A 26,844-nucleotide genomic window follows, 5' to 3' on the forward strand; every position below is an offset into this window, starting at 1 on the left:
CAAGAAAGGGTTGGAAGGGGCGCGCGGGATTTGGGGGGAGCGCGCCCCTTCCGGCTGGAGGCGTCGGGGGGCGACGCCGCCAGCGCTCCCCCGCTGGGGACGGGGGATGGATGCCTCAGCGCGCCGCGGGAGCGCCGCCGCCGAGGGCCTTGTACAGCGTCGCCAGATTGGTCTCCCGCGCCAGGCGGGCGACGATCAGGGTCTTCTGCGAGGTGTAGAGCGTGCGCTGGGCGTCCAGCACCGACAGCGAGCTGTCGATCCCGGCGCCGTAGCGGGCCTGCGAGAGGCGCACGGTGTCGTTGGCGGCGGCCACGAGGCGCTCCTGCGAGCCCACCCGTTCCGTGATCGTCGACTGCACGGCCAGGCCGTCGGAGACCTCGCGGAACGCGGTCTGCACCGACTTCTCGTAGTTGGCCACGGCGATGTCGCGACCGGCCTTGGCGCTGTCCAGGTTGGCCACGTTGGCCCCGCCGGCGAAGATCGGCAGGTTGATGCGCGGCGCGAAGGTCCAGGCGCCGTTGCCGCTGTCGAACAGGCTGTCGAGACTGTTGCTGGCCACCCCGGCCGAGCCCGTCAGGCTGATGCTGGGGAAGAAGGCCGCGCGGGCCGCGCCGATATTGGCGTTGGCCGCGGCCAGCTGGTGCTCGGCGGCCAGGACGTCGGGACGACGGGTCAGCACGTCGGACGGCACGCCGGCCGGCAGGTCGCGCAGGATCTGGGCCGTGACCAGGCCGCCGGCCGGCAGCAGGTCGTTGGGCACGTCGGCCCCGACCACCAGGCGCAGGGCGTTCTTGTCCTGCTCGACCAGGGCGATGGCCGTGGCGACGTCGCTGCGGGCGGCCTCGATCAGGGTCTGGGCCTGGCTGACCTCGAGCTGCGAGATCGCCCCGGCCTCGAACCGGCGCTGGATCAGGCCCATGGTCTCCTGGCGGGTGCGCAGGGTTTCCTGCGACAGGGCCAGCAGGTCCTCGTCGGCGGCCAGGTTCAGCCAGGCGCTGGCCGTCTGGGCGATCAGGCTGACCTGCACCGAGCGGCTGGTCTCCTGGACGGCCAGGTAGTTCTGCAGGGCCGCGTTGCTGAGGCTGCGGACGCGGCCGAACAGGTCGATCTCCCAGGACGAGACGCCCAGATTGGCCGTGTAGACCTCGACCGAGCGGTCGCCGCCGGCGATCACCTGGGCGGAAGAGCTCTGGCCCTTCGTGGCGGTGCCGGTGGCGTCGACGGCCGGCACGAGGGCCGCCCGCTGGATGCGGTACTGGGCGCGGGACTGCTCGATGTTCAGCACCGCCACGCGCAGGTCGCGGTTGTTGGTCAGGGCCAGGTCGATCACGCCCTGCAGGCGCGGGTCGATGAACACGTCGCGCCAGGCCAGGTCGGCGGCCGAGGTCGTCGAGCCGGTGTTGGCGGCCGCGATCGGCCAGGCGTTGTCCACGGCCAGGGCCGGCCGCACGGTCTTGGGCGCCAGGGTGCAGGCGCTCAGGGCCGAGGCGGCCAGCAGGGTGAGGGTCAGGTTACGCAAAAGCATCTCTAGTGGCCCTCGGCCGGAGTCGTGACGGCGCCGTCGTGAGGACGCCGCGGCTTGGGTTTGAAGACCCGCTCGACGATCACGAAGAACAGCGGGACGAAGAAGATCGCCAGCAGGGTGGCCGACAGCATGCCGCCGATCACGCCGGTGCCGATGGCGTGCTGGCTGCCCGAGCCGGCCCCGTTGGAGATCGCCAAGGGCAGCACGCCGAAGACGAAGGCCAGCGAGGTCATGATGATCGGGCGCAGACGGATGCGGACCGCCTCCACCGTCGCCTCGACCAGCTCCATGCCCTGCTCGTGCAGGTCCTTGGCGAACTCGACGATCAGGATGGCGTTCTTGGACGCCAGGCCCATGGTCGTCAGCAGGCCCACCTGGAAGTAGATGTCGTTGGAAAGGCCGCGCAGGCTGGTGGCCAGCAGGGCGCCGACGATGCCCAGCGGGATGACCATGATCACCGACAGCGGGATCGACCAGCTCTCGTAGAGGGCCGCCAACAGCAGGAACACCACCAGGATCGAGATGGCGTACAGGGCGGGCGCCTGGTTGCCGGACTCGCGTTCCTGGGCCGACAGGCCGGTCCATTCGAAGCCGATGCCCGGCGGCAGCTGGGCGGCGATCTTCTCCATGGCGGCCATGGCCTGGCCCGAGCTCTTGCCCGGGGCGGGCGAGCCCTGGATGTTCAGCGACGACAGGCCGTTGTAGCGCTCAAGACGCGGCGAGCCGTAGATCCAGCGCGTGGTGGCGAAGGACGAGAACGGCGCCATCGTGCCGCTGCTGGTGCGGACGTACCAGCTGTTCAGGTCCTCGGGCCGCATGCGGAAGGGCGCGTCGGCCTGGACGTAGACCTTCTTCACCCGGCCGCGATCGATGAAGTCGTTGACGTACGAGCCGCCCCACGCGGCGCTGAGCGCGGCGTTGATGTCGGCCGTGGTCAGGCCCATCGCCCCGGCCTTGGCCTGGTCGATGTCGATCTTCAGCTGCGGGGTGTCGTCCTGGCCGTTGGGACGCACGCCGGCCAGGGTGGGATCCTGGGCGGCCATGCCCAGCACCTGGTTGCGCGCGGCGACCAGGGCGTCGTGGCCGACGCCGCCGATGTCCTGCAGCTGGAAGTCGAAGCCCGACGAGGTGCCCAGTTCCGGCACGGCCGGCGGCACGATGGCGAAGACCATGGCGTCGCGGATCTGCATGAACTTGCCCATGGCCCGGCCGGCGACGGCTTGGGCCTTGCGCTCGGGCGCCTTGCGCTCGTCGAAGTCCTTGAGGCGGATGAAGGCCAGGCCGGCGTTCTGGCCGGCGCCGGCGAAGCTGAAGCCGGCGACGGTGAAGACCGCCTGCACGGAGTCCTTCTCGTCGTTCAGGAAGTGGTTTCGCACCTGGGTCAGCACCGCCTGGGTGCGTTCCTCCGGCGCGCCCGGGGGCAGCTGGACGATGGTGAACATCGTGCCCTGGTCCTCTTCCGGCAGGAAGGCGCTGGGCAGGCGGACGAACAGGAAGGCCATGACCAGAATGATCACGCCATAGGCCACCATCCACCGGCCGCTCTTGCCCAGCAGGCCGCGGACGGTCCCCTGGTAGCGTCGGCTGGTGTCGTTGAAGTTGCGGTTGAACCAGTTGAAGAAGCGGTTGAACAGGTTGGTCACCGCGCCCAGCGCGCCCGGATGGTCGGTCCTCAGGGCCTCGCCGTGGCCTTGGGTCGCCGGCCGCAGCAGAGTGGCGCAGAGGGCCGGGGTCAGGATCAGGGCCACCAGCACCGACAGGCCCATGGCCGAGACGATGGTGATCGAGAACTGGCGGTAGATCACGCCCTGCGAGCCGCCGAAGAAGGCCATGGGCACGAACACCGCGGCCAGGACCAGCGCGATGCCGATCAGGGCGCCGGTGATCTCGCTCATCGACTTGCGCGTGGCCTCGACGGGACTGAGCCCCTCCTCGGACATCACCCGCTCGACGTTCTCGACCACGACGATGGCGTCGTCGACCAGCAGGCCGATGGCCAGCACCAGGCCGAACATGGTCAGGGTGTTGATCGAGTAGCCGAAGGCCGCCAGCACGCCGAAGGTGCCCAGCAGGACGACCGGCACGGCGATGGTCGGGATCAGGGTCGCGCGCCAGTTCTGCAGGAACAGGAACATGACGATGAACACCAGGACGATGGCCTCGACCAGGGTCTTGATGACTTCCTCGATCGACAGCTTCACGAACGGCGTGGAGTCGTAGGGGATCACGTAGCGGTAGCTGGACGGGAAGGTCTTCGCCAGCTGTTCGACCCGCGACTTGACGGCGTCGGCGGTGTTCAGGGCGTTGGCGCCGGGGGCCAGGCGGATGGCCAGGCCGGCGGCGGGCTTGCCGTTGTACTTGGCGCCGAAGCCGTAGCTTTCCGCGCCCAGCTCCACGCGGGCGACGTCGCGCAGGTGCACGATCGCGCCGCCGGGGCTGTTCTTGACGATGATCTCCTGGAACTCGGCCGGGGTGGAGAGGCGCGACTGGGCCGTGATCGTGGCGTTCAGGCCGATGCCCGGGATGTTGGGCACGCCGCCCAGCTGGCCGGCCGAGACCTGGGCGTTCTGGGCCTTGATCGCGGCGATGACGTCGGCCGGGGTCAGGCTGTAGCTGGCCAGCTTGGTCGGATCCAGCCAGATGCGCATGGCGTACTGTGCGCCGAACAACTGCACTTCGCCCACGCCGTCGACGCGGCTGAGGGGGTCCTGCAGGTTGCTGGCGATGTAGTCGGCCAGGTCAGTGTTGGTGGTCTTGGGATCCTCGGAATACATGCCGACGATCAGCAGGAAGTTGCGGGCCGACTTGGCGACCGTCAGGCCTTGCTGCTGCACTTCCTGCGGCAGCAGGGCGGTGGCCGTCTGCAGCTTGTTCTGGACCTGCACCTGGGCGATGTCGATGTTGGTGCCGGCCTTGAAGGTCAGGGTCGTGGTGGCCGAGCCCGAGCTGTCGCTGGTCGACGACATGTAGTCCAGGCCGTCCAGGCCCTTCATCTTCTGCTCGATGACCTGGGTGACGCTGTCCTCGACGGTCTTGGCCGAGGCGCCGGGATAGACGGCGTTGATCGACACCTGGGGCAGGGCGATGTCGGGATACTGGGCGATCGGCAGCGTGCGGATGGCCAGGGCCCCCGCCAGCATGATCACGATGGCGACGACCCACGCGAAGATCGGTCTGTCGATGAAGAAACGGGAAAGCATGACAGTCCGGCCTTACTGAGCAGCAGCGGGAGCGGCGGTGATGACGGCCGGCTTCACCGGGGCGCCGGGGCGGACCTTCTGCAGGCCCTCGACGATGACCTGGTCGCCGGGGTTCAGGCCCGAGCTGACCAGCCATTTGTCGCCCACCGTCTGGGTGGTGACGATCTGGCGGGGCTCGGCCGCGCCCTTGGCGCCGACCACCATGACGGTGGCGTTGCCCTTGGGGTCGCGGCTGACGGCCGCCTGCGGGATCAGCATGCCGCTGTTGGCCACGCCCTTGCCGAGCACGGCGCGGACGTACATGCCCGGCAGCAGGACGCCGTTGGGGTTGTCGAAGGTGGCGCGCAGGCCGACCGAGCCGGTGGTCGGGTCGACCGTGACGTCCGAGAACTCCAGGCGGCCCTGGATCGGATAGGTCGAGCCGTCTTCCAGCTTCAGGGTCACCTGGGCCGAGCCGCTGCGGCCCAGCTGGCCGCTGTTCAGCGCCGACTGCAGCTTCAGCATGTCGGCCGACGACTGGGTCAGGTCGACATAGATCTTGGACAGGTCCTGGACCGTGGACAGGGCGGTGGCCTGGCTGGCGGTGACCAGGGCGCCCGGGGTGACCGAGCTCTTGCCGATGCGGCCCGAGATCGGCGAGACCACCTTGGTCCAGCCCAGATTGATGCGGGCGTTGTCGAGGGCGGCCTTCTGGGCGGCGACGTTGGCGGCGGCCTGCAGGGCGGCGGCCTGGGCGTCGTCGTTGTCCTGCTTGGACACCGCGTTGATCTCGACCAGACCCTTGTAGCGGTCGGCCTTCAGCTTGGCGGCCGTGGCGGTGGCCTGGGCCTGGGCGAGGCCCGCGGCGGCGCTGTTGTAGGCCGCCTGATAGGTGGCCGGGTCGATCTGGTACAGCGGCTGGCCGGCGCGGACGTAACCGCCTTCCTGGAACAGCCGGGCCTTGATGATGCCGCCGACCTGCGGGCGGACTTCGGAGACCAGATAGGCCGAGGTGCGGCCGGTCAGCTCGGAGGTCAGGGTGACCGGCTCGGTCTTGGCGATAACGACGCCGACCGGAGTCGGGCCGCCGGCTCCCATGCCGCCGGCCCCGCCCTTGCCTTGGCCGCAGGCCGCCAGGGTTAGAGCGATGGCCGCCAGGGAGGCCGCCGAGAGGACGGCGCGAGAACGGTCGAGAGACATGCAGAAACCCCAGGAGCGACAGGGCGTCGCAGGCCTTCAGCCTTGACGACGCCCTGATGGTAACCAACATGAGAATGAACGTTCATTCTCAACGGGGCTGGACATAGGCACGGGGTTGTCGCAAGTCAACCGCCGGGGGTTCCGTCCAGCTTGACGTGACGGAAATTTAATTGGGAAGCGAAGCTTTCGATGATCGACGACGCCAACACGCCGCTTCGGCCGACACCTGAGGCGCGGCGGCAGCAGATCCTGGACGCGGCGTGCGACTGCGTGCGGCAGGCCGGGTTCCACGGCGCCAGCATGGCCGAGATCGCCAAGGCCGCGGGCCTGAGCGTGGGCCAGATCTACCGCTATTTCGAGAACAAGGAGGCGATCATCGCCGCCATCGTCGCCCAGGACCTGGCCGAGATGCGCGAGAAGTTCGCCGAGATGGAAAGCCGGCCGGGCAATCTGGTCGACGCCCTGTCCGAACACCTGCCCGAAGCCGTCGACAAGTGCTTCGACCTGGGCCGCGCGGCCCTGACGCTGGAAGTCCTGGCCGAGGCCAGCCGCAATCCCAAGGTCGCCGCCATCCTGCGCGCCGCCGACGCCCAGGAGCGCGTCTACGCCCAGGCCATGCTGGACCGCAGCCGCAAGCCCGAATGGACCGACGCCGAGTTCCAGGCCCGCTGCGAGGCCGTGGGCCTGCTGTTCGACGGCATGATCATCCGGGCGGTCAACCACCCCGACACCGATCGCGGCCCCTTGACCGAGGTCCTGCGCCGGACGCTCCGTCAACTGCTCAGCTAGGGTCGCGGGACGGCTCAAGGGCGTCTCCAAGGGGCGTGGTCGGGGCGACGTCGCGGTGGACAGCATCGCCGCGCCTTCCGTAACGTCAAGTCATGACGAAAAAACGCGCCGCCCCGATGTCGGAACCGCACGCCGTCCCACGTCCTTCGTGAGATCGCGCGCCTCGGATCGGGGACGGCGCACAGCAGGGAAGACGCCATGACCTATCCGACCGTTCGCCTGTCCTCCGTCCGGACCTACGCCGCCCTCCTGGCCGGCGCCGCCGCCCTGGCCCTGGCGGCCTGCTCGCCGCCGACCGCCAAGAAGGTCGAGGCCCCCGCCGCCGCGCCTGCCGCCCCGGCCGCCTCGGCCGACAAGTTCGTGATGCCCGACGTCCCGGCCGGCGACTACACGCTGGACAAGGCCCATGCGAGCCTGGAGTTCAAGGTCAGCCACATGGGCTTCTCGCGCTACACCGCGCGGTTCGCCGACTTCGACGCCAAGCTGAAGCTCGACCCGGCCAACCCGTCGGCCTCCAGCATCGAGGCGACCATCGATCCCAAGTCGCTGGCGCTGAACGCCCCACCGGCCGGCTTCAAGGAAGAGCTGACCGGCAAGGCCTGGCTGGACTCGGCCCTGTATCCGGCCATCACCTTCCGCTCGACCAAGATCGAGGTCACCGGCGCCAACACCGCCAAGGTCACCGGCGACTTCAGCCTGCACGGCGTGACCAAGCCGGTGGTTCTGGACGTCACCTTCAATGGCGGCTACGCGGGCCATCCGATGGACCCGCACGCCCGCGTCGGCTTCTCGGCCAAGGGCGTGTTCAACCGCTCGGAGTTCGGCATGGGCTTCGGCGTGCCCGCGCCCGGCTCGACCATGGGCGTCGGCGACGCGGTGGACGTGACCATCGAGGCCGAGTTCAGCGGCCCGGCCCTGGCCAAGGCCCCGGCGGCGGCTCCGGCTCAGTAGTATGGATCGGGGACATGCGCTTGCGCGTGTCCCCACGCCCAAACCCCGCTCATCCCGGCGAATGCCGGGACCCAGATCCCAGAACGGTGTGGATGACTGGATGAGCTCTGAGTTCTTGGCGTCAGCCTCAAAGCCCTTCCATCTGGGTCCCGGCGTTCGCCGGGATGAGCGGAACTTTTGTGTCTACGGAACCAGGTTCCGCGCCAGCGCGGGAACCGCCTTCACCAGCTCCCGCGCGATGATCTCCGAGCACGCCGCCGCGCCGACCGGCCCCAGGTGGGTGTAGTCGAACAAGGGCTCGAACCGGCCGGTGGCCGGCGGCGCGGCCGGGGGCGGCGCGGGCGGGTCCATGGGCACGGGGGCGGCGCCGGGGATCGGCGGCTCGTAGAACTTGACCCCCACCGTCGTGCCGCCGGCGATCGCCTTGGCCACGGCGGGCGAGGGCGGGGCCTCGGCCCAGTCGCCGGCCTTCAGCGCGCCCAGGGCCTGGGCGGCCGCGGCGCTGCGGGCGTTCAGGTCGACCAGCGGCGTGCCGGTCTCGGCGGCCACGGCGCGGACGGCGTCGGCCCACGGGACCAGGTCGTCGACCAGCCTGCCGTCCTTGAACTGCCGGCGCGACAGCGGCGTGACCAGCACAGGCCGGGCGCCGGCCGCGCGGGCCTCCTCGACATAGCGCTTCAGGTTGGCCGGGAACTCGGTCTTCAGGTCGGTCAGGCGCTCGGCCCGGCCGTAGGCGTCGTTGTGGCCGAACTGGATCAGCACATAGGTATCGACGAACGGCCCGCCCTTCATCTCGCCCAGGGCCAGGGTCCACGACCCCTCGGAGCGGTAGGTCTTGGTGCTGCGCCCGCCGCGTCCCAGGTTCACGCAGGCGACGTTCGAGGTCACCCGCGTGGCGCAGAACGCCCCGCCCCAGCCGCTGTTCACCGCCGTGGTCGAGTCGCCGACCAGCACGACCTTGGTCGCCTTGAACGGCGGCGGATCGGTCTGGGCGAGCGCGGGCGTCGCGACGAGGGCGGCGGCGAGGAGGAGGAGGGCGAGCATTTTCATGTCCTGGTCTTCCCAACCCATTTCGTTGTCATCCCGGAAAGCGCGCAGCGCTTGTCCGGGACCCAGGTGAACCGCACCGCCTTCGCCCAGTCCCCCGGGTCCCGGACAGCCTCTACGAGGCTTCCGGGATGACAACCCGTCGGTGCGTTTTGAAGGCGTCCTAGGCCAGCGCCCGGTACTTGAAGTTCCGGAACCGCGCCGAGCCCTTGCCCGCCGCGTAGAGGCCCGGCTTCAGCATCAGGAAGCCGCCGCGGACGTTGTGGTGGTAGCCCGAGACCTCCATGCCCCGGTCGAACCGCTTCCAGGTCTTCCCGCCGTCACCGCTGGTGTGGAAGGCCACGATGTGGCGGTCGTTGCGCAGCCGCATCAGCATCTTCGACCCGTACGGGTTCGAGGGGCGTCCGCGCTCAATGCCGTACTGGTGGGTGACGAAGTTCTTCGCGTCGAAGCCCAGGCCGCAATAGAGCTGGCGGTCGTAGAACAGGATCAGGCCGGCGCGGGTGTCGGGATCGATCTCGATCTCGCACTCGATCTCATAGGCCTGGTCGCCGTTGACGAAGATCAGCGGCGCGCCGGTGGACGGGGCCTCGCCCGAGCCCTTCAGGGTCAGGACGCCGCCCTCGCGCTTGATGCGGTCGCGCTCGCCGGGCTTGGGGTCGAAGAAGCTCCACTGCACGCCGTACTTGTCGGTCGAGAAGTCGTCCGACAGGGCCATGCCGTGCGGGCCCGGCTTGCCGCCCTTGGGCTTGGCCAAGGGTTTCGACAGATCGCCGCCGCCCACCTCGAACCAGCCGTCCTTCGTCCAGGTCACCGGGGCCAGCAGGGTCTGGCGGCCCAGGGTGTAGAAGCCGTTTTCGTAGCCGTGATAGACGGTCCACCAGTCGCCGCCGGGGCCCTCGACCAGGGTGGCGTGACCGCGCGACCACCACTTCTCGGAATTGTTCGTGGTGCGCACGACCGGGTTCTTCGGATCGTCCTCCCACGGGCCGGCCAGCGACTTGGCGCGGGCGACGATGACCATGTGGCCGGTCGGCGGGCCGGCCGTGCCGCCCACGGCGGTGACCAGGTAGTAGTAGTCGCCCTTCTTCATCACCTTGGGCCCCTCGGGCGAGAAGCCCTCGACGTCCCAGTCGTCCGGATAGCGCCATGGATTATAGACGTGCTGGGGCTCCCCCACCGTCGACAGGCCGTCGGGCGCCAGCTGGATGCGGTCGCCGCCCGACAGGAACAGCCAGCGCACGCCCTTCTCGTCGACCACGTGGCCGGGGTCGATGTAGCGCGGCAGCTTCAGGTCGACCGGCTCGCTCCACGGGCCCTCGATCCTGTCGGCCCAGATCACGTAGCTGGTGTTGTTGTCGGGGAACTTGGCCGGCAGGTAGATGTAGTAGCGGCCCTTGTGCTTGCAGAGCTCGGGGGCCCAGATCGAGCCGACATTGGTCTTCAGGGACGGGCCGACCGGCGACCAGTTCACCAGGTCCTTCGAACGCCAGATCAGCAGGCCCGGATAGGCGTCGAACGACGAGTGGGTCATGTAGTAGTCGTCGCCGTCCTTCAGGATCGACGGGTCGGGATGGTCGCCGGCCAGGATCGGGTTCAGGAAGGTCCCGTTCCCCAGGTCGGCGTTGCGCTGGCCCTCGATCCCCTTGACCCAGGTCGGCCCTTCGCCGGCGGCCGGGGCGGCGGGCAGGGTCCCCATCTGGGCGGCCCCAGCGACTTGGGGGGACGCGGCGGGAACGGCGGCGACGGCCGCGCCGGTCAGCAGCGAACCCAGCGCGCCGCGACGGTTGATATCGACCATGGGGTACTCCTCCCGAACTTCCGCGTTCTTGCCGTCACTTAGCGACAAGCCTGGCGCGATGTCCACCGGTGTCATATGCGGCAAAGCCCCATTTTTCCGGGGTTTTCCAGCGCAGGAACCTGGACCTTGAAACAACGCCGCCGGCCGCGGAAACCGCACAAAAAAACGCCCGGGAGGCAGTCCTCCCGGGCGTCTTCGTCTTCGGTGAGGGAAGGCCTTTAGCCTTCCATCGCCTCCAGTTCCTTGCCGCGCGTCTCCTGGATCAGCTTCTGGACCAGGAAGTACGAGACCAGGGCGCACAGGGCGTAGAAGCCGTAGGTGGCCGGCAGGCTGATCTTCTTCATGATCGGGAAGCTGAACGAGATCGCGAAGTTGGCGATCCACTGGGCGAAGCCGGCGACGGCCAGGGCCGAACCGCGCATCTGGTTGGGGAACATCTCGCCCAGCATGACCCACATCACCGGGCCCCAGCTGAGGTTGAAGAACACCACATAGGCGTTGGCCGCGATCAGGGCGGTCAGGCCCACATTGTCAGCCATGTGCAGCGAGCCGTTCACCGTGGTGGCGGTCGAGAAGCACCAGGTCAGCACGCCCAGGGTCACGGCCATGCCGGCCGAGCCGATCAGCAGCAGCGGCTTGCGACCGATCTTGTCGATCAGGCCGATGGCCAACAGGCAGGCCAGGATCGAGAGCGAGCCCGACAGGATGTTGATCTTCAGGCTGTCGTTCTCGGTGAAGCCCACCGACTGCCACAGCACCGAGCCGTAGTAGAAGACGATGTTGATGCCGACCAGCTGCTGGAAGACGGCCAGGACCAGGCCGGCCCACAGGATCGGGCGCAGCTTCTTGGTCACCGGGTCCAGCAGGTCGGACAGCTTGGGCTGGTGGTCGGCGGCCAGCGAGGCGCGGATCTCGGCGACCTTGGCGGCGCCCTGGCCCGCGCCGAACAGGCGCGACAGGATCTTCTCGGCCTCGACGTCCTTGCCCTTGGTCACCAGGTAGCGCGGGCTTTCCGGGATGCTCAGCAGGCACAGGAAGAAGATGCCGGCCGGGATGGTCTGCATCCAGAACATCCAGCGCCAGGCGGGCAGGCCCAGCCAGAACGGGGCGGTCGAGCTGCCGGCGGTGTGGGCCAGGAAGTAGTTGGCCAGGAACGCGCCGGTCAGGCCGGTGATGATCATGATCTGCTGCACGGACGACATGCGGCCGCGGATGTTCGCGGGCGTGACTTCCGAGATGTAGACCGGGCACAGCACCGAGGCCGCGCCGACGCCCAGGCCGCCGATCAGGCGGAACACGACGAAGACCAGCGAGGTATGGGCGGCGCCGGTGCCCAGGGCGCTGACGAGGAACAGCAGGGCCGAGATGATCATCACGGTGCGGCGGCCCCACACGTCGGCCAGGCGGCCGGCGGCGAAAGCGCCGAAGGCGCAGCCCAGCAGGATGGCGGCCACGTTCAGGCCTTCGCCCGCTTCGGTCAGGCCGAAGGCGGCCTTCAGGCCGTTCTGCGTGCCGTTGATGACCCCGCTGTCATAGCCGAACATGAAGCCGCCGATGGTCGCGACGGCGACGATGGCGGCGACGAAGGCCATGTTGACCTTCGCGCCGTCCGCGCTCATGCCGGCGCTCGGTCCGGCGTTCGATACAGATGCCACTTTGTTTTCCCCGATAGGCCCGAAGGCCGCGTTTGATCCCTAACGAGCCCTGGACTGGGGCCTTTGATTGGCTCGAACCTTAATGTTAGCGGTATCAGGTCGCAAGCGCCCTTAGATGTCCAGGCTTAAGGCGCCATGGCAACGTTGTCATCCGCCGAAGCGGCGATCTGGCGCACGAACATTGCCGAAAAGATATTTGCTTCGCGGCGCGAGTTGGCCTCTTTCGCGCTTCCAAGTCGTGGGCGAGCTTCGCCCTGTCGCACAAGTGTCCATCGGGGGATGTCCTTGCGTCTGAAAGTCCTGCTGCTCGCCGCCACGGCGATCCTGTCGCCCGGCCTGGCCCTGGCCCAGACGGCGCCAGCCCCGGCGCAGGCGCCGGCGAAGCCGGCCAAGCCGGCGGACGCCCCGACCGCGGTCGAGGGCGTGACGGTGACCAGCGACTCCACCGCCATGCGCACCTCGATCGACCGCCGCAGCTACAGCGTCGCCAACGACCTGTCGGCCAAGACCGGCTCGATCGCCGACGCCCTGCGCAACATCCCCTCGGTCGAGGTCGACGTGCAGGGCAATGTCAGCCTGCGCGGCGATCCGAACGTCACGATCATGATCGACGGCAAGCCGTCCAGCATGTTCAACGGCGACGGCAAGGCCGACGCCCTGCAGCAGTTGCCGGCCGACCAGATCGACCGCGTCGAGGTGATGACCAACCCCTCGGCCGCCTATCGTCCCGACGGCACGGCCGGCATCATCAACCTGATCACCAAGCAGACCCGCAAGCCCGGCGCGACCGGCTCGGTGAAGCTGAACATCGGTCCCAACGGCCGCTACAGCACCGGCGTCAGCGGCAATCGGGTCAAGGGCAAGCTGACCCTGTCGGGCGACGCCAGCTATCGCTACGACCGCCAGGAATCCTGGTTGGAGGACTCGCGGCAGAACCCGGTCACGGACGGCTCGACCCAGCAGGCCGGCGCCTACATGAACGCCGGCGGCGCGCTGAGCCTGCGCGGCGCCGCCGACTACGCCCTCACGCCCAAGGACCGGCTGAGCGGCGAGATCCGCTATCGCGACATGGACTATTTCACCGGCGGGCAGGAGACCTTCACCACCCTGGTCCCCGCCGCCGGCGCGGCCTATTTCCGCGACAGCGGCGCGAACCTTGACCGCCAGAACGGCGCGATCAGCGGCGACTGGCGCCACCAGTTCAAGGGCGCCGAGCACGAGCTGGACGCCCACCTGGAATACGAGGTCACCGACTTCAAGCGCAACGGCACGGCCTTCACCGACAACAACCTGAGCCCCGACTTCTACGAGGCCTTCGGTTTCGGCAACACGCAGGACCGCGCCAACTTCAAGCTGGACTACACGCGCCCGCTGCCCGGCGAGGCCAAGCTGAAGACCGGGCTGGACCTGGAGACCACCAGCAACGACTACGACAACCACGGCGCCCGGGGCCCGTCGACCGACAGCCTGGCCGTCGTGCCGGCCCTGACCAACCGCTTCCTGTACGACCAGGACGTCTATGCCGGCTACGTCACCTACGAGCGGCCGTTCGGCGACGACTTCACGGCCCTGGCCGGCCTGCGGGCCGAGCAGGTCGATATCCACACCAACCAGGTGACCTCGGTCCAGAAGGACGCGAACAGCTACTTCCGCCTCTATCCGTCGCTGCACCTGGGCTACACGCTCAGCCAGACCCAGACCCTCACGGCCAACTACAGCCGGCGGGTCCAGCGTCCGCAGCCGCAGGACCTGAACCCCTATCCGGTCTATATCGACCCCAAGAACTTCGCGGCCGGCAATCCCGACCTGAAGCCGCAGGTCACGGACAGCTACGAGCTGGGCTGGCAGTACCGCAAGGGGCCGAACTCGTACCTGGCCACGGCCTATTACCGCGAGAGCCGCGACGGCGTGACCAACGTGACGCGCGACCTGGGCGACGGCACGTTCCTGAACACCCGCGAGAACCTGGCCAAGAGCCGCAACGGCGGGCTGGAGCTGGTGGCCAACGGCAAGCTGACGCCCAAGCTCAGCTACAACATCAGCGGCAACGCCTATTGGAACGAGATCCAGTCGACCACGCCGGGGCTGGCGGGCACGCGCGAGATGACCACCCTGTCGGGCCGCGCCAGCCTCAGCTGGCAGGCCACGCCCAAGGACTTCTTCCAGCTGAACGGCTTCACCTCGGGCAAGCGCTTGACACCCCAGGGCTACAACGAGCCGATCTCGCTGCTGAACCTGGGCTATCGCCGCAAGGTCACCGACAAGCTGAATTTCGTGGTCACGGCCAACGACGTGCTGGACTCGTTCAAGAACGTGGGCGTGATCGACACCCCGACCCTGAAGCAACGGGTCGAGCGGACCGGCAATGTGCGGGCGGTGTTCTTCGGCTTCACCTACAGCTTCGGCGGCGGCAAACAGCGGCCCGAGCAGTTCGATTTCGGCACCGGCGCGGCCGGAGGGTAGGGGCTCGCGCCGCAGCCTCGGAACGCTCACCAAACAGTTGTCATCCCGGAAAGCGCGCAGCGCTTGTCCGGGACCCAGGTGAACCGCAAAGCCTCAGCCCAGTCCCCTGGGTCCCGGACAGCCCCTGCGGGGCTTCCGGGATGACAACGGATTTTACGTCCTGGACTTTGGGGCGTTTCGAGCGTCCCGGGCTTCGCGGCTACCTCAGCGTATAGCCGCGACCCGTCAGGCAGGCGGCGCGGGCCTGGTCGAAGGCGGCCTGCGTGCCGGCGACCGCCGCGGCGTTGGCCTCGTTCTGGGCCCGGGCCGCGCGCCGGTTCTTGCCGCGCCGGATGACGCCGCCGGCGACGGCCCCGGCCAGGGCCGCGTCGCCCGCGTCGCCGCCGGAGACCGCGCCGATGCCCGCCCCCACCAGCGCGCCCTTGGCCCGGGCGCCGCTGCCGGTGACCGGCGCGGCCTGGGCCTGGGCGGGCACGGGCGGATTGCGGGGATCGAAGCCGCTCTGCTGGGTGGCCCAGTCGGTGCAGGACGCCTCGTCCTTCTGCTGCTGGGCCTGGCTCTGGCCCTTGGCGGGATAGGCGTACTGGGCGAAGGCCGTCCCGGCCGTCGCCAGTTCGCCGACCAGCAGCGCGATCGCCAGGGTCGCTCGAAGTCCGGCAGCCATGGAACCTCTCCTCAGGAGGGGCCCGGTCCGCCGCCGCGGCGGGCAGGCCCCATCGACGACCTTCGCCCCGCCGTCGCCCCGTCGCCATCGGGCCATGGCCGCAGGCGCGACCGGGCAAAACCCCTAGGCCGACGGGCGGAGGAAGGTCGCGCCTAGGCCTGTCGAAAAATGAGAACAAAATAGGAACAAATGGCGTCCGAGTCTGACGTAGCGGCTGGCTATTCTCCGGACTGTCCAAGGCGTTCCTCCCGACCGGGAGGCAAGGCGGCGGACCTGCAATTTTGGCAGATATTTTTGAATTATTTGGAGAATTTAGAGATGACCAACTACGTTTTCGTCGATGACTACAGCCCCGCGCCCAACGGGGACTACGCGCCGGCCTTCGCGGCCGCGTTCGCCGCCTCGAACGAGGTGCGGATGCTGGCCAAGACCTATCTGGTCAAGACCCCCATCGTCCTTCCCGCGCGCAACAACATCGCGCTCCGGGGCGGCGGCATCGGGGTGACCAAGATCCAGTCCGACGCCTCGAACCAACCGGTGATCGTCATCAAGGCGGCCACCGATTTCGTCACCATGGCGGACTTCACCGTCGAGCACATCGTCACGCCCGTGCTCGGCGGCGACGGGATCAAGCTGGAGGTCGCGGCCAACTACAGCTGGGACAACGGCGTGATCACCAACGTTCGCGCCAACGCCAACTATATCGGCTGGAACCTGGGCATGACGGCCTACACGATCCTGGAGAACTGCGGCGCGTTGAACAACGTCTCGCACGGCTTCAGCTTCACCTCGAACGGCGCGTACGCCCAGAACCCGCTGCAATACTACCTGCACAAGTGCACGGCCTCGCTGAACGGCGGCGACGGCTACCACTACGCCAGCCAGGGCACGGCTCCGGCCACGTCGGTCGGCGCCCTGGAAGCCTGTGTCACCTACAAGAACACCGGCAACGGCGTGGCGGCCCTCGGCCTGTCGACCAACCCCATCGCCAGCATCCGCATCGACGGCGGGTTCTACGGCGAGGACGGCGGGCACGGGATCTACCTGGACACCTGGGGCTCCCAGCACCTGATCCGGCCGGGCTTCATCGAGCTGGAGGGCGACTGCGGCATCTACCTGTCCGACCACAACAAGCAGGTTCAGGTGGGGCCGACGATCGTCACCAACAACGGCAATGACGGCATCCTGGTCAACTGCCCGGACGTGACGATCACCGGCGGCCAGTTCATCGCCAACGGCCGTCTGCACAACGGCGGCCGCTCGAACGGCATCTACTTCTACACGGGCGGTTCGGGCGTCGTCAGCGGCGTGCGGTCGCGGTCGTGGGGCGGTCAGCAGGACTGGGGCGTGGTGACGAACGCCGACGTGCTGCTGGTCGGCAACGACCTGAGGAACAACAACCTCGGGGCCCAGACGGGCGTGACCAACCCGAACTCGATCGGCAACCGCGTCTAGCGCGCGGGCGTCGGAAGACAGGGAAGGGGGCATGCGGACGCGCATGTCCCCTTTTCGCGGCCCTAGGGGTCATGCCGTGGCGGCTTCGCCGCAAGGCGCTTCTCGTAGCGCCAGACCTCCAGCGGGAAGAGGCCCTCGGAGGTTTCGGTAGGCACGTTTTCGATCCGCGCCATCGTCCAGCCGGCCTTCTCGTAGAACCGCGCCGCCCGGGCGTTGCCGATCGCGCAGGCCAGCCAGGCGGTCTCGACGCCGGCCCGGGCCAGCCGCGCCTCGGCGTCGGCCATCAGCACCGCCGCCGCCCCGGTCCCGCGCGCTTCGGCGGCCAGGTAGAACTGATAGAGCTCGTCGTCCTTCATTAGGTGGAAGCCCAGCGGCGCCCCGACCGGGCCCAGGGTGCGCACCTTGGGCAGGGCGGCGGCCATACGCGCCTCGAAGCTTTCCAGCGTGCGCAGGCGCTTCAGGGCCTCGGGCAGCAGGCCCTCGTGCCCGTCGCGCCAGCCGGACCACCAGAGGTGGGCGAGGGGCTTCAGGTCGGCCGGCTGGGCGTCTCTCACCTCGGTCATCGTTTGGCTCCGTGGGATCACACTGACTTGCCCCACCTGACCGCTTCGCGGTCTGTCCGCCCCCGTAGGGGGCGGAGCCTCGCGCTCTTCCCCCTCCGGGGGAAGACGATCGCGAAGCGATCCGTAGGGGACAAGTGCTAGCCGCCGATCCCTTGAATCAAAAGGCCCCCGGATCACGCCGAGGGCCTTCCAGATCAGTGGTTGTGCCGAGGCAGCTTCGACGCCAGGTCCTGGTACTTCACGGCGAACTCCAGCACCCCGCCGGTCTCCAGCTGGCCCGTGTGGGCGCGGTAGATTTCCTGCCAGGGGGTCATGGTCGCCGGGACGGCCGGGATGCCTTCCTTCCTGCGCTCGGCGATCGTCGCCTCGTCCACCAGGGCGTCGCAGCGGCCGGTGTTCAGGTCGATGCGGATGGTGTCGCCGGTGCGCAGCCACGACAGGCCGCCGCCGATGGCGCTCTCGGGCGAGGCGTTCAGGATCGAGGGGCTGTCGGCGGTGCCCGACTGGCGGCCGTCGCCCAGGGTGGGCAGGCTCATGATGCCCTTCTTCAGCAGGTGGTCCGGCGGCTGCATGTTGACCACCTCGGCCGAGCCGGGCCAGCCGATCGGGCCCGCGCCGCGGATCACCAGGATGCAGTGCTCGTCGATGTTCAGCGCCGGGTCGTTGATCCGGGCGTGGTAGTCGTCCGAACCGTCGAACACGATGGCCCGGGCCTCGAAGATGTCCTCCTGGCCGGGCTTGCTGAGATAGCGGGCCCGGAAGTCGGCGCCGATGACGCTGGACTTCATGATCGCGAAGTCGAAAAGGTTGCCCTTCAGCACCAGGAAGCCGGCCTTCTCGGCCAGCGGCTCGGCGTAGGGGAAGATCACCTCGCGGTCCTTGGTCTCGCGACCTTCCAGGTTCTCGGCCATGGTCCTGCCGGTGACGGTCAGGACGTCGCCGTGCAGGCGGCCCTGCTGCAGCAGCTCCCAAAGCACGGCCGGCGCGCCGCCGGCCCGGTGGAAGCGCTCGCCCAGATACTTGCCGGCCGGCTGCATGTTGACGATCAGCGGGATGTCGTAGGCCGCGCGCCAGTCGTCGGCGGTGATCTCCAGGCCCGCGTGGCGGGCCATGGCGGCGATGTGCGGCTGGGCGTTGGTCGAGCCGCCGGCCGCCGCGACCAGGGCGATGGCGTTCTCGAACGCCTTCTTGGTCAGGATGTCCTTGGGCTTGATGTCCTCATAGGCCAGGTCGACGATCCGCTGGCCGGTCTTGTAGGCCATCTGGCCGCGCTCGCGGTACGGGGCGGGGATGGCCGCGCAGCCGGTCAGCGACAGGCCCAGGGCCTCGGCGACGGCGTTCATGGTCGAGGCCGTGCCCATGGTGTTGCAGTGGCCGGCCGAGGGGGCGCTGTCCGAGGCGCGCTGGATGAACTCCTCCTCGTTGATCTCGCCGGCCGCCAGCTTGCGCCGCGAGCGCCAGATCACGGTGCCGGAGCCGACCAGCTCGCCCTCGTGCCAGCCGTCCAGCATCGGACCGCCCGACAGGACGATGGCCGGGATGTTGACCGTGGTGGCGGCCATGATGCCGGCCGGGGTGGTCTTGTCGCAGCCGGTGGTCAGGACCACGGCGTCGATCGGATAGCCGTGCAGGGTCTCGACCAGGCCCAGATAGGACAGGTTCCGATCCAGCGCCGCCGTCGGGCGACGGCAGTTCTCGAAGATCGGGTGGACCGGGAACTCCATCGGGATGCCGCCGGCGTCGCGGATGCCGTCGCGGATCCGGGTCACCAGGTCCAGATGGATGCGGTTGCACGGCGAGATGTCGCTGCCGGTCTGGGCGATGCCGATGATCGGCTTGCCGCTGCGCAGTTCCTCGGGCGTGATCCCGTAGTTCATGAACCGCTCCAGATAGAGGGCGGTCATGTCGATGTGGTCCGGATTGTCGAACCAGTCGCGCGAGCGGAAGCGGCGGGGTTGGCGGTTAGGGGAGGTCAAGACGCACCTCGTATTGGGGCTGGCCCGCGACGGCGACAGGCAGGGCGAACAGGCCGCCGCAAAGCGGATAGGCGGCCAGCTGCTCGTCGCTGAGTCCCTTGCGGGCGGTGGTGAAATACAGGGTCTTCAGGTCGGGCCCGCCGAAGCAGGGCTTGGTGACGTTGATGGCGTCCAGGGTGACGCGGTCGACGATCTCGCCCTCGGGCGACAGGCGCAGGGCGCCGTGGCCGCCCCACAGGGCCGTCCAGACATAGCCCTCGGCGTCGACCACCGAGCCGTCGGGCCAGGCGTTCTCGATGTCCAGGCGGAAGAATTCGCGCTTGTTCGACAGCGCGCCGTCGGCGTCCAGGTCATAGGCCCAGATCACCTTCTCCAGGGTGTCGGTGTGGTAGAAGGTCTTGCCGTCGGGCGAGGCGCAGGGGCCGTTGGTGATGCAGACGCCGTCGTCGACCTTGATCGGCCGGCCGGCCTCGTCCAGGCGGTAGAGCGCGCCCGTCGGGGTCTCCTCGCCGTCGTGCATGGTGCCGAACCACAGTCGGCCCGCGCCGTCGACGGTGGCGTCGTTGGGACGGTTGTTGAGGGCCGCGTCCTCGATCTCGCCCAGGAAGGCGAAGCCGCTGTCGGGGTGGAAGTGGTGCAGGCCGCTCTTGAGGCCCGCCACGAAGCCGCCGCCCGCGCGGGGCGCCAGGAAGGTCACCTGGTCGGGCGCATCGAAGCTCTTGGTCTCGCCGCTGGCCGGATGGAAGCGGTGGACCTTGTGGCCCTTGATGTCCACGAACCACACGGTCTGCTCCTCGGCGGACCAGATCGGCCCCTCGCCGAGGGTGGCCTTCAGGTCCCAGACGCAGGTGGGGGTGGGCATGCGCGACGTCCTCTCGAGTTCCTAGCGCGGTATACCCTCTCGGCCGCCTCGCGACAGCACCTCCAAAGGTCGGAGATCGGCGCGGCGCCTTTCGAGCGCGCGCCGGGCGGGCAGGGGGCTACGCGCCGATCAACGCCAGCCGGCGTCGATCCAGTATTCGTGGCCGGTGCACAGGGCCGCGTCGTCCGAGGCCAGGAACAGCACCAGCGAAGCGACGTTGTCGGGCACCAGGCGGCCTTTCAGGGCCTGGGCCTTGACGATCTCGGCCTCGCCTTCCGGCGTGTACCACTTCTCCTGGCGCTTGGTCTTGATGTTGCCCGGCACCACGCAGGTCACGCGGATGTCGTCGGGGCCCAGCTCGCGGGCCAGGGCCCGGGTCATGCCCTCGATGCCGGCCTTGGCGGTTTCGTAGAGGACCAGGTCCTCCAAGCCCAGGTGCCAGCTGATCGAACCGAAGTTGATCACCGCGCCGCCGCCGCGCGCCTTCATGCCGGGGGCCACGGCCTGGGTGCAGAACAGCATGTGGCGCAGGTTCACGTTCATGCGCTCGTCCCAGTAGGCGGGCGTCACCTCGGCCAGCTTGTGGCGGTCGTCGTTGCCGGCGTTGTTGACCAGCACGTCGATGGCACCGATCTGGGCGAAGGTCTTGGCCACCGCGTCCAGGTCCATCAGGTCGCAGCGGATGTAGACCGGCGCGATGTCCGAGCCCGACAGCTGCTGGGCCAGGACCTTGGAGTCCTCGTCGGCGACGTCGAGGAAGATCACCTCGGCGCCCTGGCGCGCGAAGCCGGCCACGATGCCGGCCCCAATGCCCGAGCCGCCGCCGGTGACGACGACGCGCTTGCCCCGAAGGCTGGGATAGATGGCGGAGGAGGTGCTCACTTGCGGACGCTTCACTTCGATGTTCACAGCAGGCCTCGGCCGGCCAGGTTGCGGATCAGGGCGGAGACGCCGAACGTCCAGGGGGCGGCGAGATCGCAGGTGGTCACCTCGTTCTCCAGCACGCCCAGCTTGGGGGTGGCGACGCGGACGCGGTCGCCGACCTTGTGGGTGAAGCCTTGGCCGGCGGCGTCGCGGTCCTGGATCGGGGCGAACATGGTGCCCAGGAACAGGGCGAAGCCGTCGGGATACTGATGCTGCTTGCCGTAGGCCTGACCGGCCAGGACGGCGGGGTCGCGGCTGATCAGGCTCATGTTGCTGTGGCCGTCCAGCACGAAGTTGTCGCGGCCGGTGATCTTCAGCGTGACCTCGGCGTTGCGGACGTCGTCCAGGCCGAAGCCGTCGTCGAACAGGCGGAAGAACGGGCCGATCGAGCAGCTGGCGTTGTTGTCCTTGGCCTTGCTGAGCAGCAGGGCCGAGCGGCCTTCGAAGTCGCGCAGGTTGACGTCGTTGCCCAGCGAGGCGCCGCGGATGCGGCCCTGGCCGTCGCACAGCAGCACGACTTCCGGCTCGGGGTTGTTCCAGTGGCTGTCGCTGCGGACGCCCACGTGGTCGCCCCAGCCCATCGACGACAGGGTCGGGCCCTTGGTGAAGATCTCGGCGTCGGGGCCGATGGCCACTTCCAGGTACTGCGACCACAGGCCGTCGGCGATCAGGGTGGCCTTCAGGCGCGCGGCGCCTTCGGAACCCGGATTCACGCTGCGCAGGTCGCCGCCCATGCTGGCCGACAGCTGCTCGCGGATCTTCAGGGCGGCGGCGGCGTCGCCGCGGGCGCGCTCCTCGATCACCCGCTCCAGGGTCGAGACGGCGAAGGTGACGCCGGCGGCCTTCAGCACCTGCAGGTCGACCGGGGCCAGCAGCTTGGCGGCCGCGCCTTCCGGGTTCGCCCAGACCGGACGCACGTCCAGCGCTTCCAGCGGGCCCAGGTCCTCGCCGCGCGGGATCGCAGCGCCGGGCTCGAAGGCGTTCATCAGGTCGGAGGTGGTCGGGGCGATCTTGCTGACGTCCTCGATCCGCCCGCCGCGGATCAGGACGGGGGTCGGACCCTGGCCGAAGTCGATACGGCCCAGCAGGGTCGCGTCGCGCCAATCCTCGGGAAGGAACTCCACAATGCCCACCACGTCTTCTCCCTTGCCGAGCTGTGCGACCGGACCATGGTCACGCTCGTTCACGTCGGTTCATCTGTTAGCGCTAACATGCATGGTCGCGCAAGTCGGTGATTTGATATTACAATTGATGGACTTGGCGAGCGTAATCGGCGCGCCCAGGCGGGATCAGCCTTCGCTGGGAGCCGGGCCGGTCGAGTCGCGGACGATGACCGTGTGCGGGTGCATCAGCTGGCGGGGCTCGCCGGCCTTGCCGCGCTTGCGGCGAATCTCTTCCAGCACCAGGTCGACGGCGGCGCGGGCCATGTCGGCGATCGGCTGGCGCACGGTGGTCAGGGGCGGCCAGATGTTGGCGGCGATCGAGGTGTCGTCGAAGCCGACGATCGACAGGTCTTCCGGCACGTCCAGGCCCATGCGGTGGGCGACGCCCGCCGTGGCCGCGGCCATGTCGTCGTTGCCGGCGAAGATAGCGGTGGGGCGGTCGTCCTCGCCCAGCAGCCGCTCGGCGGCCTCCAGGCCCGAGCGGTAGGTGAAGTAGCCCTGCTCGACGCTGACGTTCGTGTCCGGCACGCCGCCCGCCTTCAGGGCCGCCAGGAAGCCGTCCAGGCGCTGCTGGCTGACCGTCTGGTTGGGGTGGCCCTTGATGACGCCGAAGCGCTTGTGGCCCAGGGCCAGCAGGTGCTCGGCCAGCTCGTAGGCGGCCGCCTCGTTGTCGATGCGGATGGTGGCCATGTCGGCGCTGGGCATGCCCGGGGCCACGGCGACGGCGGCGGCGCCGGCCTTCCTGACCTCGGCCAGGACCGTGGCGCTCTCGCAGAGGGGGGCGGGCAGGATCAGGCCGTCGACGCCGGTCTTCAGCAGGCGGGTCAGGGTGGCGCCGGCCAGCTCGGGCTCGGCGCACTTCTCGATGACCACCTGGGCGCCGGTGCGGCTGCTCTCGTCCAGGGCCCCGACCAGGAACTCCGACAGGTAGCCGGTCGAGGGGTTGTCGTAGAGCAGGCCGATGCGGAACGGGGCCGAGCCGGCCAGGCTGCGGGCGGCGGGGTTGGGCGCGTAGTTCAGGTCGCGGATCGCCGCGTCCACCAGGGCCTTGGTCTCGGACTTGACCGTCGTCTCGCGGTTGATGACCCGCGACACCGTCATGGGCGAGACCCCGGCCAGGGCCGCCACGTCGCGGATGGTCGCGCTCTGGGTCGTGCGGCGGCGTTGACGCTCGTTGCGGTCGTTCATCGATGGTCCGTCCCTTGATCGCGGCGGACACTAGACCGTTTTGGCCGTGTCTTGGAAGACGAGGCGCAAGTCTTTGATGGAGCACAGGGTCTGACAGCGCGATCAGGGCGGCGTCGTTTCCTGCTTTCGTCCGGACTCGTCGCGAGAAACAGGGATGCAGACGAGGAACTTTGTCTGACCTAGATTGACGCCATGACCCCCAGCACGACCCCATCCTCGATCCTATTTGGGGCGATCATCCTGACCGGCGGGGCCTCGCGCCGCATGGGCGCCGACAAGGCGGCCCTGGACTGGGACGGCCGCCGGGCGGTCGACCGCGTGGCGGCGCTGGCCCGCGCGGCCGGCGCGGTCCGGGTGCTGACGGCGGGACGCGACCACGGCCTCGAGCACGTCGACGACCCGGCCCCCGGGGCGGGACCGGTCGGCGGGGTGCTGGCCGGGGCCCGGGCCCTGGCGGCCCACGGCCTGGCGCGGGCCCTGGTCCTGGCGGTGGACGCCCCGACCGCAACGGCGGACGACCTGGCGCCGCTGCTGGCGGCGGGGGCGCCGGGGGCGGTCTATGAGGGTTTGCCGGTGCCGATGGTGGTGACCTTGGCGGCCCTGCCGGCCGACGCCGAGCCCGGCTGGCCGTTGCGGCGGCTGGTCGAGCGGGCGGGGCTGGCGACGCTGGCTTGCGACGAGACGGTGAAGCTGCGGCTGCGCGGCGCGAACACGCCGGAGGAGCGGGCGGCGCTTAGAGGCTAGCGCGGCCGGGGACATGCCCTCGCGGCGTGTCCCCATCAGCATCCACGGCGCCAAGACTTGGGGACACGCCGCGAGGGCATGTCCCCGGCTTCAGTACACGTCCCGCCGATACAGCCCTTCGTCCGTCAGGCGCTCCACCGTGTCCGCGCCGAGCACGGCCACGAGCACGGCGTGCACATCCCCCGACATGCCTTCCAGCGAGCCGCAGACATAGATCGCCGCGCCGTCGGCGACCCAGGCGCGCAGGGTGTCGGCGGCCTCCATCAGGCGGTGCTGGACATAGACCTTGCGGTCCTGGTCGCGGGAGAAGGCCAGGTCCAGGCGCGCCAGCACGCCGCCGGCCTGCCAGGCCTCGATCTCGCCGCGATGGAAGAAGTCGTGGGCCGAGGTGCGCTCGCCGAACACCAGCCAGTTGCGGTGACGCCCCGCGGCCGCCCGGGCCTTGAGGTGGGCGCGCAGGCCCGCCAGGCCCGTGCCGTTGCCGATCAGGATCAGCGGCCGGTCGTCCCGCGGGCCGTGGAACGACCGGTTGGTCCGCACCCGGGCGGCGATCTCGGCGCCCTGGGCGGCGAAGGCGGTCAGCCAGCCCGAGCCCAGGCCCGGCTTGCCGTCGGCCCGTTTCATGGCCCGGACCAGCAGCTCGACCCCGCCGTCGGCCGGCAGCGAGGCGATCGAATATTCGCGGTGGGGCAGGGGGGGCAGGGCGTCGACCAGGCCCTGGGCCGTCGTGGCCGGCGCGCTGTCGTGCGGCAGGCGGCGCCAGGACAGGACGTCGCCCAGGCGCGTCGCCTCGTCGGCGGTCACCGGCGCGGCGGGGTCCAGCCCCAGCCGGGCCAGCAGGGCGGCGACCTCGGCCGGATCGTTGCGCGGCCCGACCTCCAGGATGTCGCCGGCCTCCCAGGTGACGGCGTCCAGCGGCTCCAGGCGCAGGTGGAAGGCCGCGTCGGCGGGGCTGCCCGGGTTGAGGCGCCGGCGCTCGGCCAGCCGCCAGCGGCCGTAGCGGGGACGGGTCCAGTCGGGGGCGTCGGTGACCCCGGCCAGCAGGCCGACATGCGATTGCCAGTGGCGCAGGGCGGCCGGGTCGCCGTCGTCGACCTCGACCCGGTCGAACAGCGGCGCGGCGCCGTGGCGGGCCAGCCAGGCGTCCAGGGTCCGGCCGAAGGCGCAGAAGTGGGCGTAGCTGCTGTCGCCCAGGGCCAGGACGCCGTAGCTCAGGCCGTGAAGGGCGGGCTGATCGCGCATGACGTCGCGGATGAAGCGGCGGGCGGTGTCGGGGGCGTCGCCTTCGCCGGTGGTGCTGACCACGAACAGGGCGCGGCCCGCGCTGGACAGATCGGCGGTGGTGACCTCGGCCAGGCTCTTCAGCGTCACCCGCGCCCCGGCGTCGCCCAGCAGCTTGGCGGTGGCCATGGCCAGCTCCTCGGCGAAGCCGGTCTGACTGGCGTGGACGACCAGGACCGGCGCGCCGCTCCCCGCCGACAGGGCCTGGGCCGCGCGGCGGGCGGCGCGCTGGCGCAGGGCCTCGCGCACGGCGATGGCCAGGCAGAACAGCATGTAGGCGCACAGCACCAGGCCGGCGGTGGTCAGGCGGTCGGACGAGAGGGCTTCGAACGCGCTCATGCGTCGAGCATCGCCGACAGGGCGGGCGACAGGCGCTCCTCCAGGCCCGCCGGTCCGTTCGCCAGGATCATGGCGGCCAGGCCGTGCGCCGTCGCGAAGGCCAGGGCGGCGTCGGGCCGCATCACGGTCAGGGCCGTGGCCCAGGCGTCGGCCCGCATGCAGGTCTTGTCCAGCACCGTGACGCTGACCGTCGCGTGGTCCACCGGCGCGGCGGTGGCCGGGTCCAGGGTGTGGGCGTAGCGGCGGCCGTCGTGCTCGAAGAACCGCCGGTAGTCGCCCGAGGTCGCCGCCGACAGGCCGTGCAGGGCGACCAGGGTGCGCAGGCCGTCATTCGCGGTGGGCGGGCGCTCCAGCTCGACCCACCAGGGCTGGCCGTCGGGCTTGGCGCCGGTCCCGCGCAGTTCGCCCCCGACCTCGACCAGGTACGAGCGCGCGCCGGCGCGGTCGAGGGCGGCGGCCACCCGGTCGACCGCGAAGCCCTTGGCGATCCCGTTGAGGTCCAGCCGCAGGCCGCCGGGCTGGAACAGGCTGTCGCCGTCCAGCGTCACGCGACGCCAGCCGGCGGGCGCGCGGGCCTTGGCGATGTCCTGGGCTTCCGGCGGAGCGCCGGAGAAGGGGCGGGGGCCGAAGCCCCACAGGTCGACCAGAGCGCCCAGGGTCGGGTCGAAGGCGCCGTCGGTCCGCTCGGCGATCTCGAGGGCGCAGCGCAGCACCTCGGCGAAGGCCGGGGGCAGGGCGGCCCAGGTCCCGGCGGCGGCGCGGTTGTAGCGCGACAGGTCCGACAGGGGCTCCCACGGGCTCATCTCCGCGACGACGCCGTCCAGTTCGCGCCGGGCCATGGCGGTCAGGGCGTCGGCGTTCGCCGTGGGCGGTGCGACCAGCTTGACCGACCAGGTCGTGCCCATCGTCTCGCCGCCGAGCGCCAGCACCGCGCCGCCGATCGGGCGGGCGGGCGGCTCGGTCAGCTGGGGGACGAGGACGCGGGTCATTCTATGGATCGCAATCAGAGGAGGTTGTCATCCCGGAAGCGCGGAGCGCTGTCCGGGACCCAGGTGAACCGCACCGCCTTGGCCCA

Annotated in this window: 19 protein-coding genes and 1 pseudogene; 5 read left to right on the forward strand and 15 right to left on the reverse strand. The window is 69.7% G+C overall.

Annotated elements, in window-relative coordinates:
- Positions 1–115: 115 nt before the first annotated feature.
- From WAE60_RS03200 to WAE60_RS03210, 3 genes are read right to left on the reverse strand one after another with little or no spacing between them, the layout of a single operon-like run.
- Positions 116–1,525 carry an efflux transporter outer membrane subunit gene (locus tag WAE60_RS03200; protein ID WP_337684947.1) on the reverse strand — a complete coding sequence of 470 codons (1,410 nt, stop codon included), beginning with the start codon at positions 1,523–1,525 and terminating at the stop codon, positions 116–118.
- A gap of 2 nt (positions 1,526–1,527) precedes the next feature.
- Positions 1,528–4,725: an efflux RND transporter permease subunit gene (locus tag WAE60_RS03205; protein ID WP_029914026.1), complete on the reverse strand. Its 3,198-nt coding sequence runs from the start codon at positions 4,723–4,725 to the stop codon at positions 1,528–1,530.
- 12 nt (positions 4,726–4,737) lie between these two features.
- On the reverse strand, positions 4,738–5,904 hold the full coding sequence (locus WAE60_RS03210) for an efflux RND transporter periplasmic adaptor subunit (RefSeq protein WP_029914024.1): 1,167 nt from the start codon (positions 5,902–5,904) through the stop codon (positions 4,738–4,740).
- A gap of 189 nt (positions 5,905–6,093) precedes the next feature.
- Here WAE60_RS03210 and WAE60_RS03215 point away from each other — a divergent pair, with 189 nt between their 5' ends.
- Positions 6,094–6,693, forward strand: coding sequence for a TetR/AcrR family transcriptional regulator (locus WAE60_RS03215; RefSeq protein WP_029914022.1), 600 nt, complete (start codon positions 6,094–6,096; stop codon positions 6,691–6,693).
- 198 nt (positions 6,694–6,891) lie between these two features.
- Positions 6,892–7,644: a YceI family protein gene (locus WAE60_RS03220; RefSeq protein WP_337684948.1), complete on the forward strand. Its 753-nt coding sequence runs from the start codon at positions 6,892–6,894 to the stop codon at positions 7,642–7,644.
- A 183-nt stretch (positions 7,645–7,827) separates the two neighbouring features.
- On the opposite strand, the gene WAE60_RS03225 is transcribed toward WAE60_RS03220, so the two are convergent.
- From WAE60_RS03225 to WAE60_RS03235, 3 genes are all read right to left on the reverse strand, one after another.
- The gene (locus WAE60_RS03225; protein WP_337684949.1) at positions 7,828–8,688 is read right to left on the reverse strand and encodes a rhamnogalacturonan acetylesterase; all 861 of its coding nucleotides are present in this window, start codon (positions 8,686–8,688) and stop codon (positions 7,828–7,830) included.
- Between the two features lie 166 nt (positions 8,689–8,854).
- Positions 8,855–10,492, reverse strand: a complete 1,638-nt coding sequence (locus WAE60_RS03230; protein ID WP_337684950.1) for a family 43 glycosylhydrolase — start codon at positions 10,490–10,492, stop codon at positions 8,855–8,857.
- Between the two features lie 218 nt (positions 10,493–10,710).
- Positions 10,711–12,147, reverse strand: a complete 1,437-nt coding sequence (locus WAE60_RS03235; RefSeq protein ID WP_337684951.1) for a sugar porter family MFS transporter — start codon at positions 12,145–12,147, stop codon at positions 10,711–10,713.
- A 279-nt stretch (positions 12,148–12,426) separates the two neighbouring features.
- Between WAE60_RS03235 and WAE60_RS03240 the strand changes: the two genes are divergently transcribed.
- Entirely contained in the window at positions 12,427–14,610 is a 2,184-nt protein-coding gene (locus WAE60_RS03240; RefSeq protein WP_337684952.1) for an outer membrane beta-barrel family protein, read from the forward strand.
- A gap of 199 nt (positions 14,611–14,809) precedes the next feature.
- Here WAE60_RS03240 and WAE60_RS03245 read toward each other — a convergent pair whose 3' ends face one another.
- Positions 14,810–15,274 (reverse strand): hypothetical protein, encoded by a 465-nt coding sequence (locus tag WAE60_RS03245; protein WP_029914010.1) that lies wholly within the window; start codon positions 15,272–15,274, stop codon positions 14,810–14,812.
- Positions 15,275–15,592: 318 nt separating this feature from the next.
- Between WAE60_RS03245 and WAE60_RS03250 the strand changes: the two genes are divergently transcribed.
- Positions 15,593–16,729 carry a hypothetical protein gene (locus WAE60_RS03250; protein WP_337684953.1) on the forward strand — a complete coding sequence of 379 codons (1,137 nt, stop codon included), beginning with the start codon at positions 15,593–15,595 and terminating at the stop codon, positions 16,727–16,729.
- 62 nt (positions 16,730–16,791) lie between these two features.
- On the opposite strand, the pseudogene WAE60_RS03255 reads toward WAE60_RS03250, so the two are convergent.
- The 6 genes and pseudogenes from WAE60_RS03255 to WAE60_RS03280 all read right to left on the reverse strand — a co-directional run.
- A pseudogene (locus WAE60_RS03255) lies at positions 16,792–17,283 on the reverse strand (GNAT family N-acetyltransferase); the annotation flags it as partial.
- 203 nt (positions 17,284–17,486) lie between these two features.
- Entirely contained in the window at positions 17,487–19,268 is a 1,782-nt protein-coding gene (gene xylD, locus WAE60_RS03260; protein WP_337684954.1) for a xylonate dehydratase XylD, read from the reverse strand.
- On the reverse strand, positions 19,255–20,130 hold the full coding sequence (locus WAE60_RS03265) for an SMP-30/gluconolactonase/LRE family protein (RefSeq protein WP_337684955.1): 876 nt from the start codon (positions 20,128–20,130) through the stop codon (positions 19,255–19,257). The genes xylD and WAE60_RS03265 overlap by 14 nt, the downstream gene beginning before the upstream one ends.
- Positions 20,131–20,259: 129 nt before the next feature.
- Positions 20,260–21,012: a D-xylose 1-dehydrogenase gene (gene xylB / locus WAE60_RS03270; RefSeq protein WP_337684956.1), complete on the reverse strand. Its 753-nt coding sequence runs from the start codon at positions 21,010–21,012 to the stop codon at positions 20,260–20,262.
- Positions 21,013–21,035: 23 nt separating this feature from the next.
- Entirely contained in the window at positions 21,036–22,187 is a 1,152-nt protein-coding gene (locus WAE60_RS03275) for a fumarylacetoacetate hydrolase family protein (RefSeq protein ID WP_029914000.1), read from the reverse strand.
- A gap of 156 nt (positions 22,188–22,343) precedes the next feature.
- Positions 22,344–23,405, reverse strand: a complete 1,062-nt coding sequence (locus WAE60_RS03280) for a LacI family DNA-binding transcriptional regulator (RefSeq protein WP_029913998.1) — start codon at positions 23,403–23,405, stop codon at positions 22,344–22,346.
- A gap of 192 nt (positions 23,406–23,597) precedes the next feature.
- Here WAE60_RS03280 and WAE60_RS03285 point away from each other — a divergent pair, with 192 nt between their 5' ends.
- On the forward strand, positions 23,598–24,149 hold the full coding sequence (locus tag WAE60_RS03285; RefSeq protein WP_337684957.1) for an NTP transferase domain-containing protein: 552 nt from the start codon (positions 23,598–23,600) through the stop codon (positions 24,147–24,149).
- Between the two features lie 90 nt (positions 24,150–24,239).
- Here the strand turns inward: WAE60_RS03285 and WAE60_RS03290 are convergent, their stop codons facing one another.
- The gene (locus tag WAE60_RS03290) at positions 24,240–25,769 is read right to left on the reverse strand and encodes a sulfite reductase flavoprotein subunit alpha (RefSeq protein WP_337684958.1); all 1,530 of its coding nucleotides are present in this window, start codon (positions 25,767–25,769) and stop codon (positions 24,240–24,242) included.
- Positions 25,766–26,758, reverse strand: coding sequence for an FAD:protein FMN transferase (locus tag WAE60_RS03295; RefSeq protein WP_337684959.1), 993 nt, complete (start codon positions 26,756–26,758; stop codon positions 25,766–25,768). Before WAE60_RS03295 ends, WAE60_RS03290 begins: the two co-directional genes overlap by 4 nt.
- Between the last annotated feature and the right edge of the window lie 86 nt (positions 26,759–26,844).

This window comes from Caulobacter sp. CCG-8, from assembly GCF_037402475.1.
Taxonomy (GTDB): domain Bacteria; phylum Pseudomonadota; class Alphaproteobacteria; order Caulobacterales; family Caulobacteraceae; genus Caulobacter.

Excerpts from the sequence above, each read along its gene's own strand:
- WAE60_RS03225 (WP_337684949.1), bottom strand. The coding sequence starts at position 8,688 with ATGCTCGCCCTCCTCCTCCTCGCCGCCGCCCTCGTCGCGACGCCCGCG.
- WAE60_RS03240 (WP_337684952.1), top strand. The coding sequence starts at position 12,427 with ATGTCCTTGCGTCTGAAAGTCCTGCTGCTCGCCGCCACGGCGATCCTG.
- WAE60_RS03280 (WP_029913998.1), bottom strand. The coding sequence starts at position 23,405 with ATGAACGACCGCAACGAGCGTCAACGCCGCCGCACGACCCAGAGCGCG.
- WAE60_RS03230 (WP_337684950.1), bottom strand. The coding sequence starts at position 10,492 with ATGGTCGATATCAACCGTCGCGGCGCGCTGGGTTCGCTGCTGACCGGC.
- WAE60_RS03215 (WP_029914022.1), top strand. The coding sequence starts at position 6,094 with ATGATCGACGACGCCAACACGCCGCTTCGGCCGACACCTGAGGCGCGG.
- WAE60_RS03295 (WP_337684959.1), bottom strand. The coding sequence starts at position 26,758 with ATGACCCGCGTCCTCGTCCCCCAGCTGACCGAGCCGCCCGCCCGCCCG.
- WAE60_RS03290 (WP_337684958.1), bottom strand. The coding sequence starts at position 25,769 with ATGAGCGCGTTCGAAGCCCTCTCGTCCGACCGCCTGACCACCGCCGGC.
- WAE60_RS03250 (WP_337684953.1), top strand. The coding sequence starts at position 15,593 with ATGACCAACTACGTTTTCGTCGATGACTACAGCCCCGCGCCCAACGGG.
- WAE60_RS03205 (WP_029914026.1), bottom strand. The coding sequence starts at position 4,725 with ATGCTTTCCCGTTTCTTCATCGACAGACCGATCTTCGCGTGGGTCGTC.
- WAE60_RS03210 (WP_029914024.1), bottom strand. The coding sequence starts at position 5,904 with ATGTCTCTCGACCGTTCTCGCGCCGTCCTCTCGGCGGCCTCCCTGGCG.
- WAE60_RS03285 (WP_337684957.1), top strand. The coding sequence starts at position 23,598 with ATGACCCCCAGCACGACCCCATCCTCGATCCTATTTGGGGCGATCATC.
- WAE60_RS03220 (WP_337684948.1), top strand. The coding sequence starts at position 6,892 with ATGACCTATCCGACCGTTCGCCTGTCCTCCGTCCGGACCTACGCCGCC.
- WAE60_RS03265 (WP_337684955.1), bottom strand. The coding sequence starts at position 20,130 with ATGCCCACCCCCACCTGCGTCTGGGACCTGAAGGCCACCCTCGGCGAG.
- WAE60_RS03200 (WP_337684947.1), bottom strand. The coding sequence starts at position 1,525 with ATGCTTTTGCGTAACCTGACCCTCACCCTGCTGGCCGCCTCGGCCCTG.
- WAE60_RS03245 (WP_029914010.1), bottom strand. The coding sequence starts at position 15,274 with ATGGCTGCCGGACTTCGAGCGACCCTGGCGATCGCGCTGCTGGTCGGC.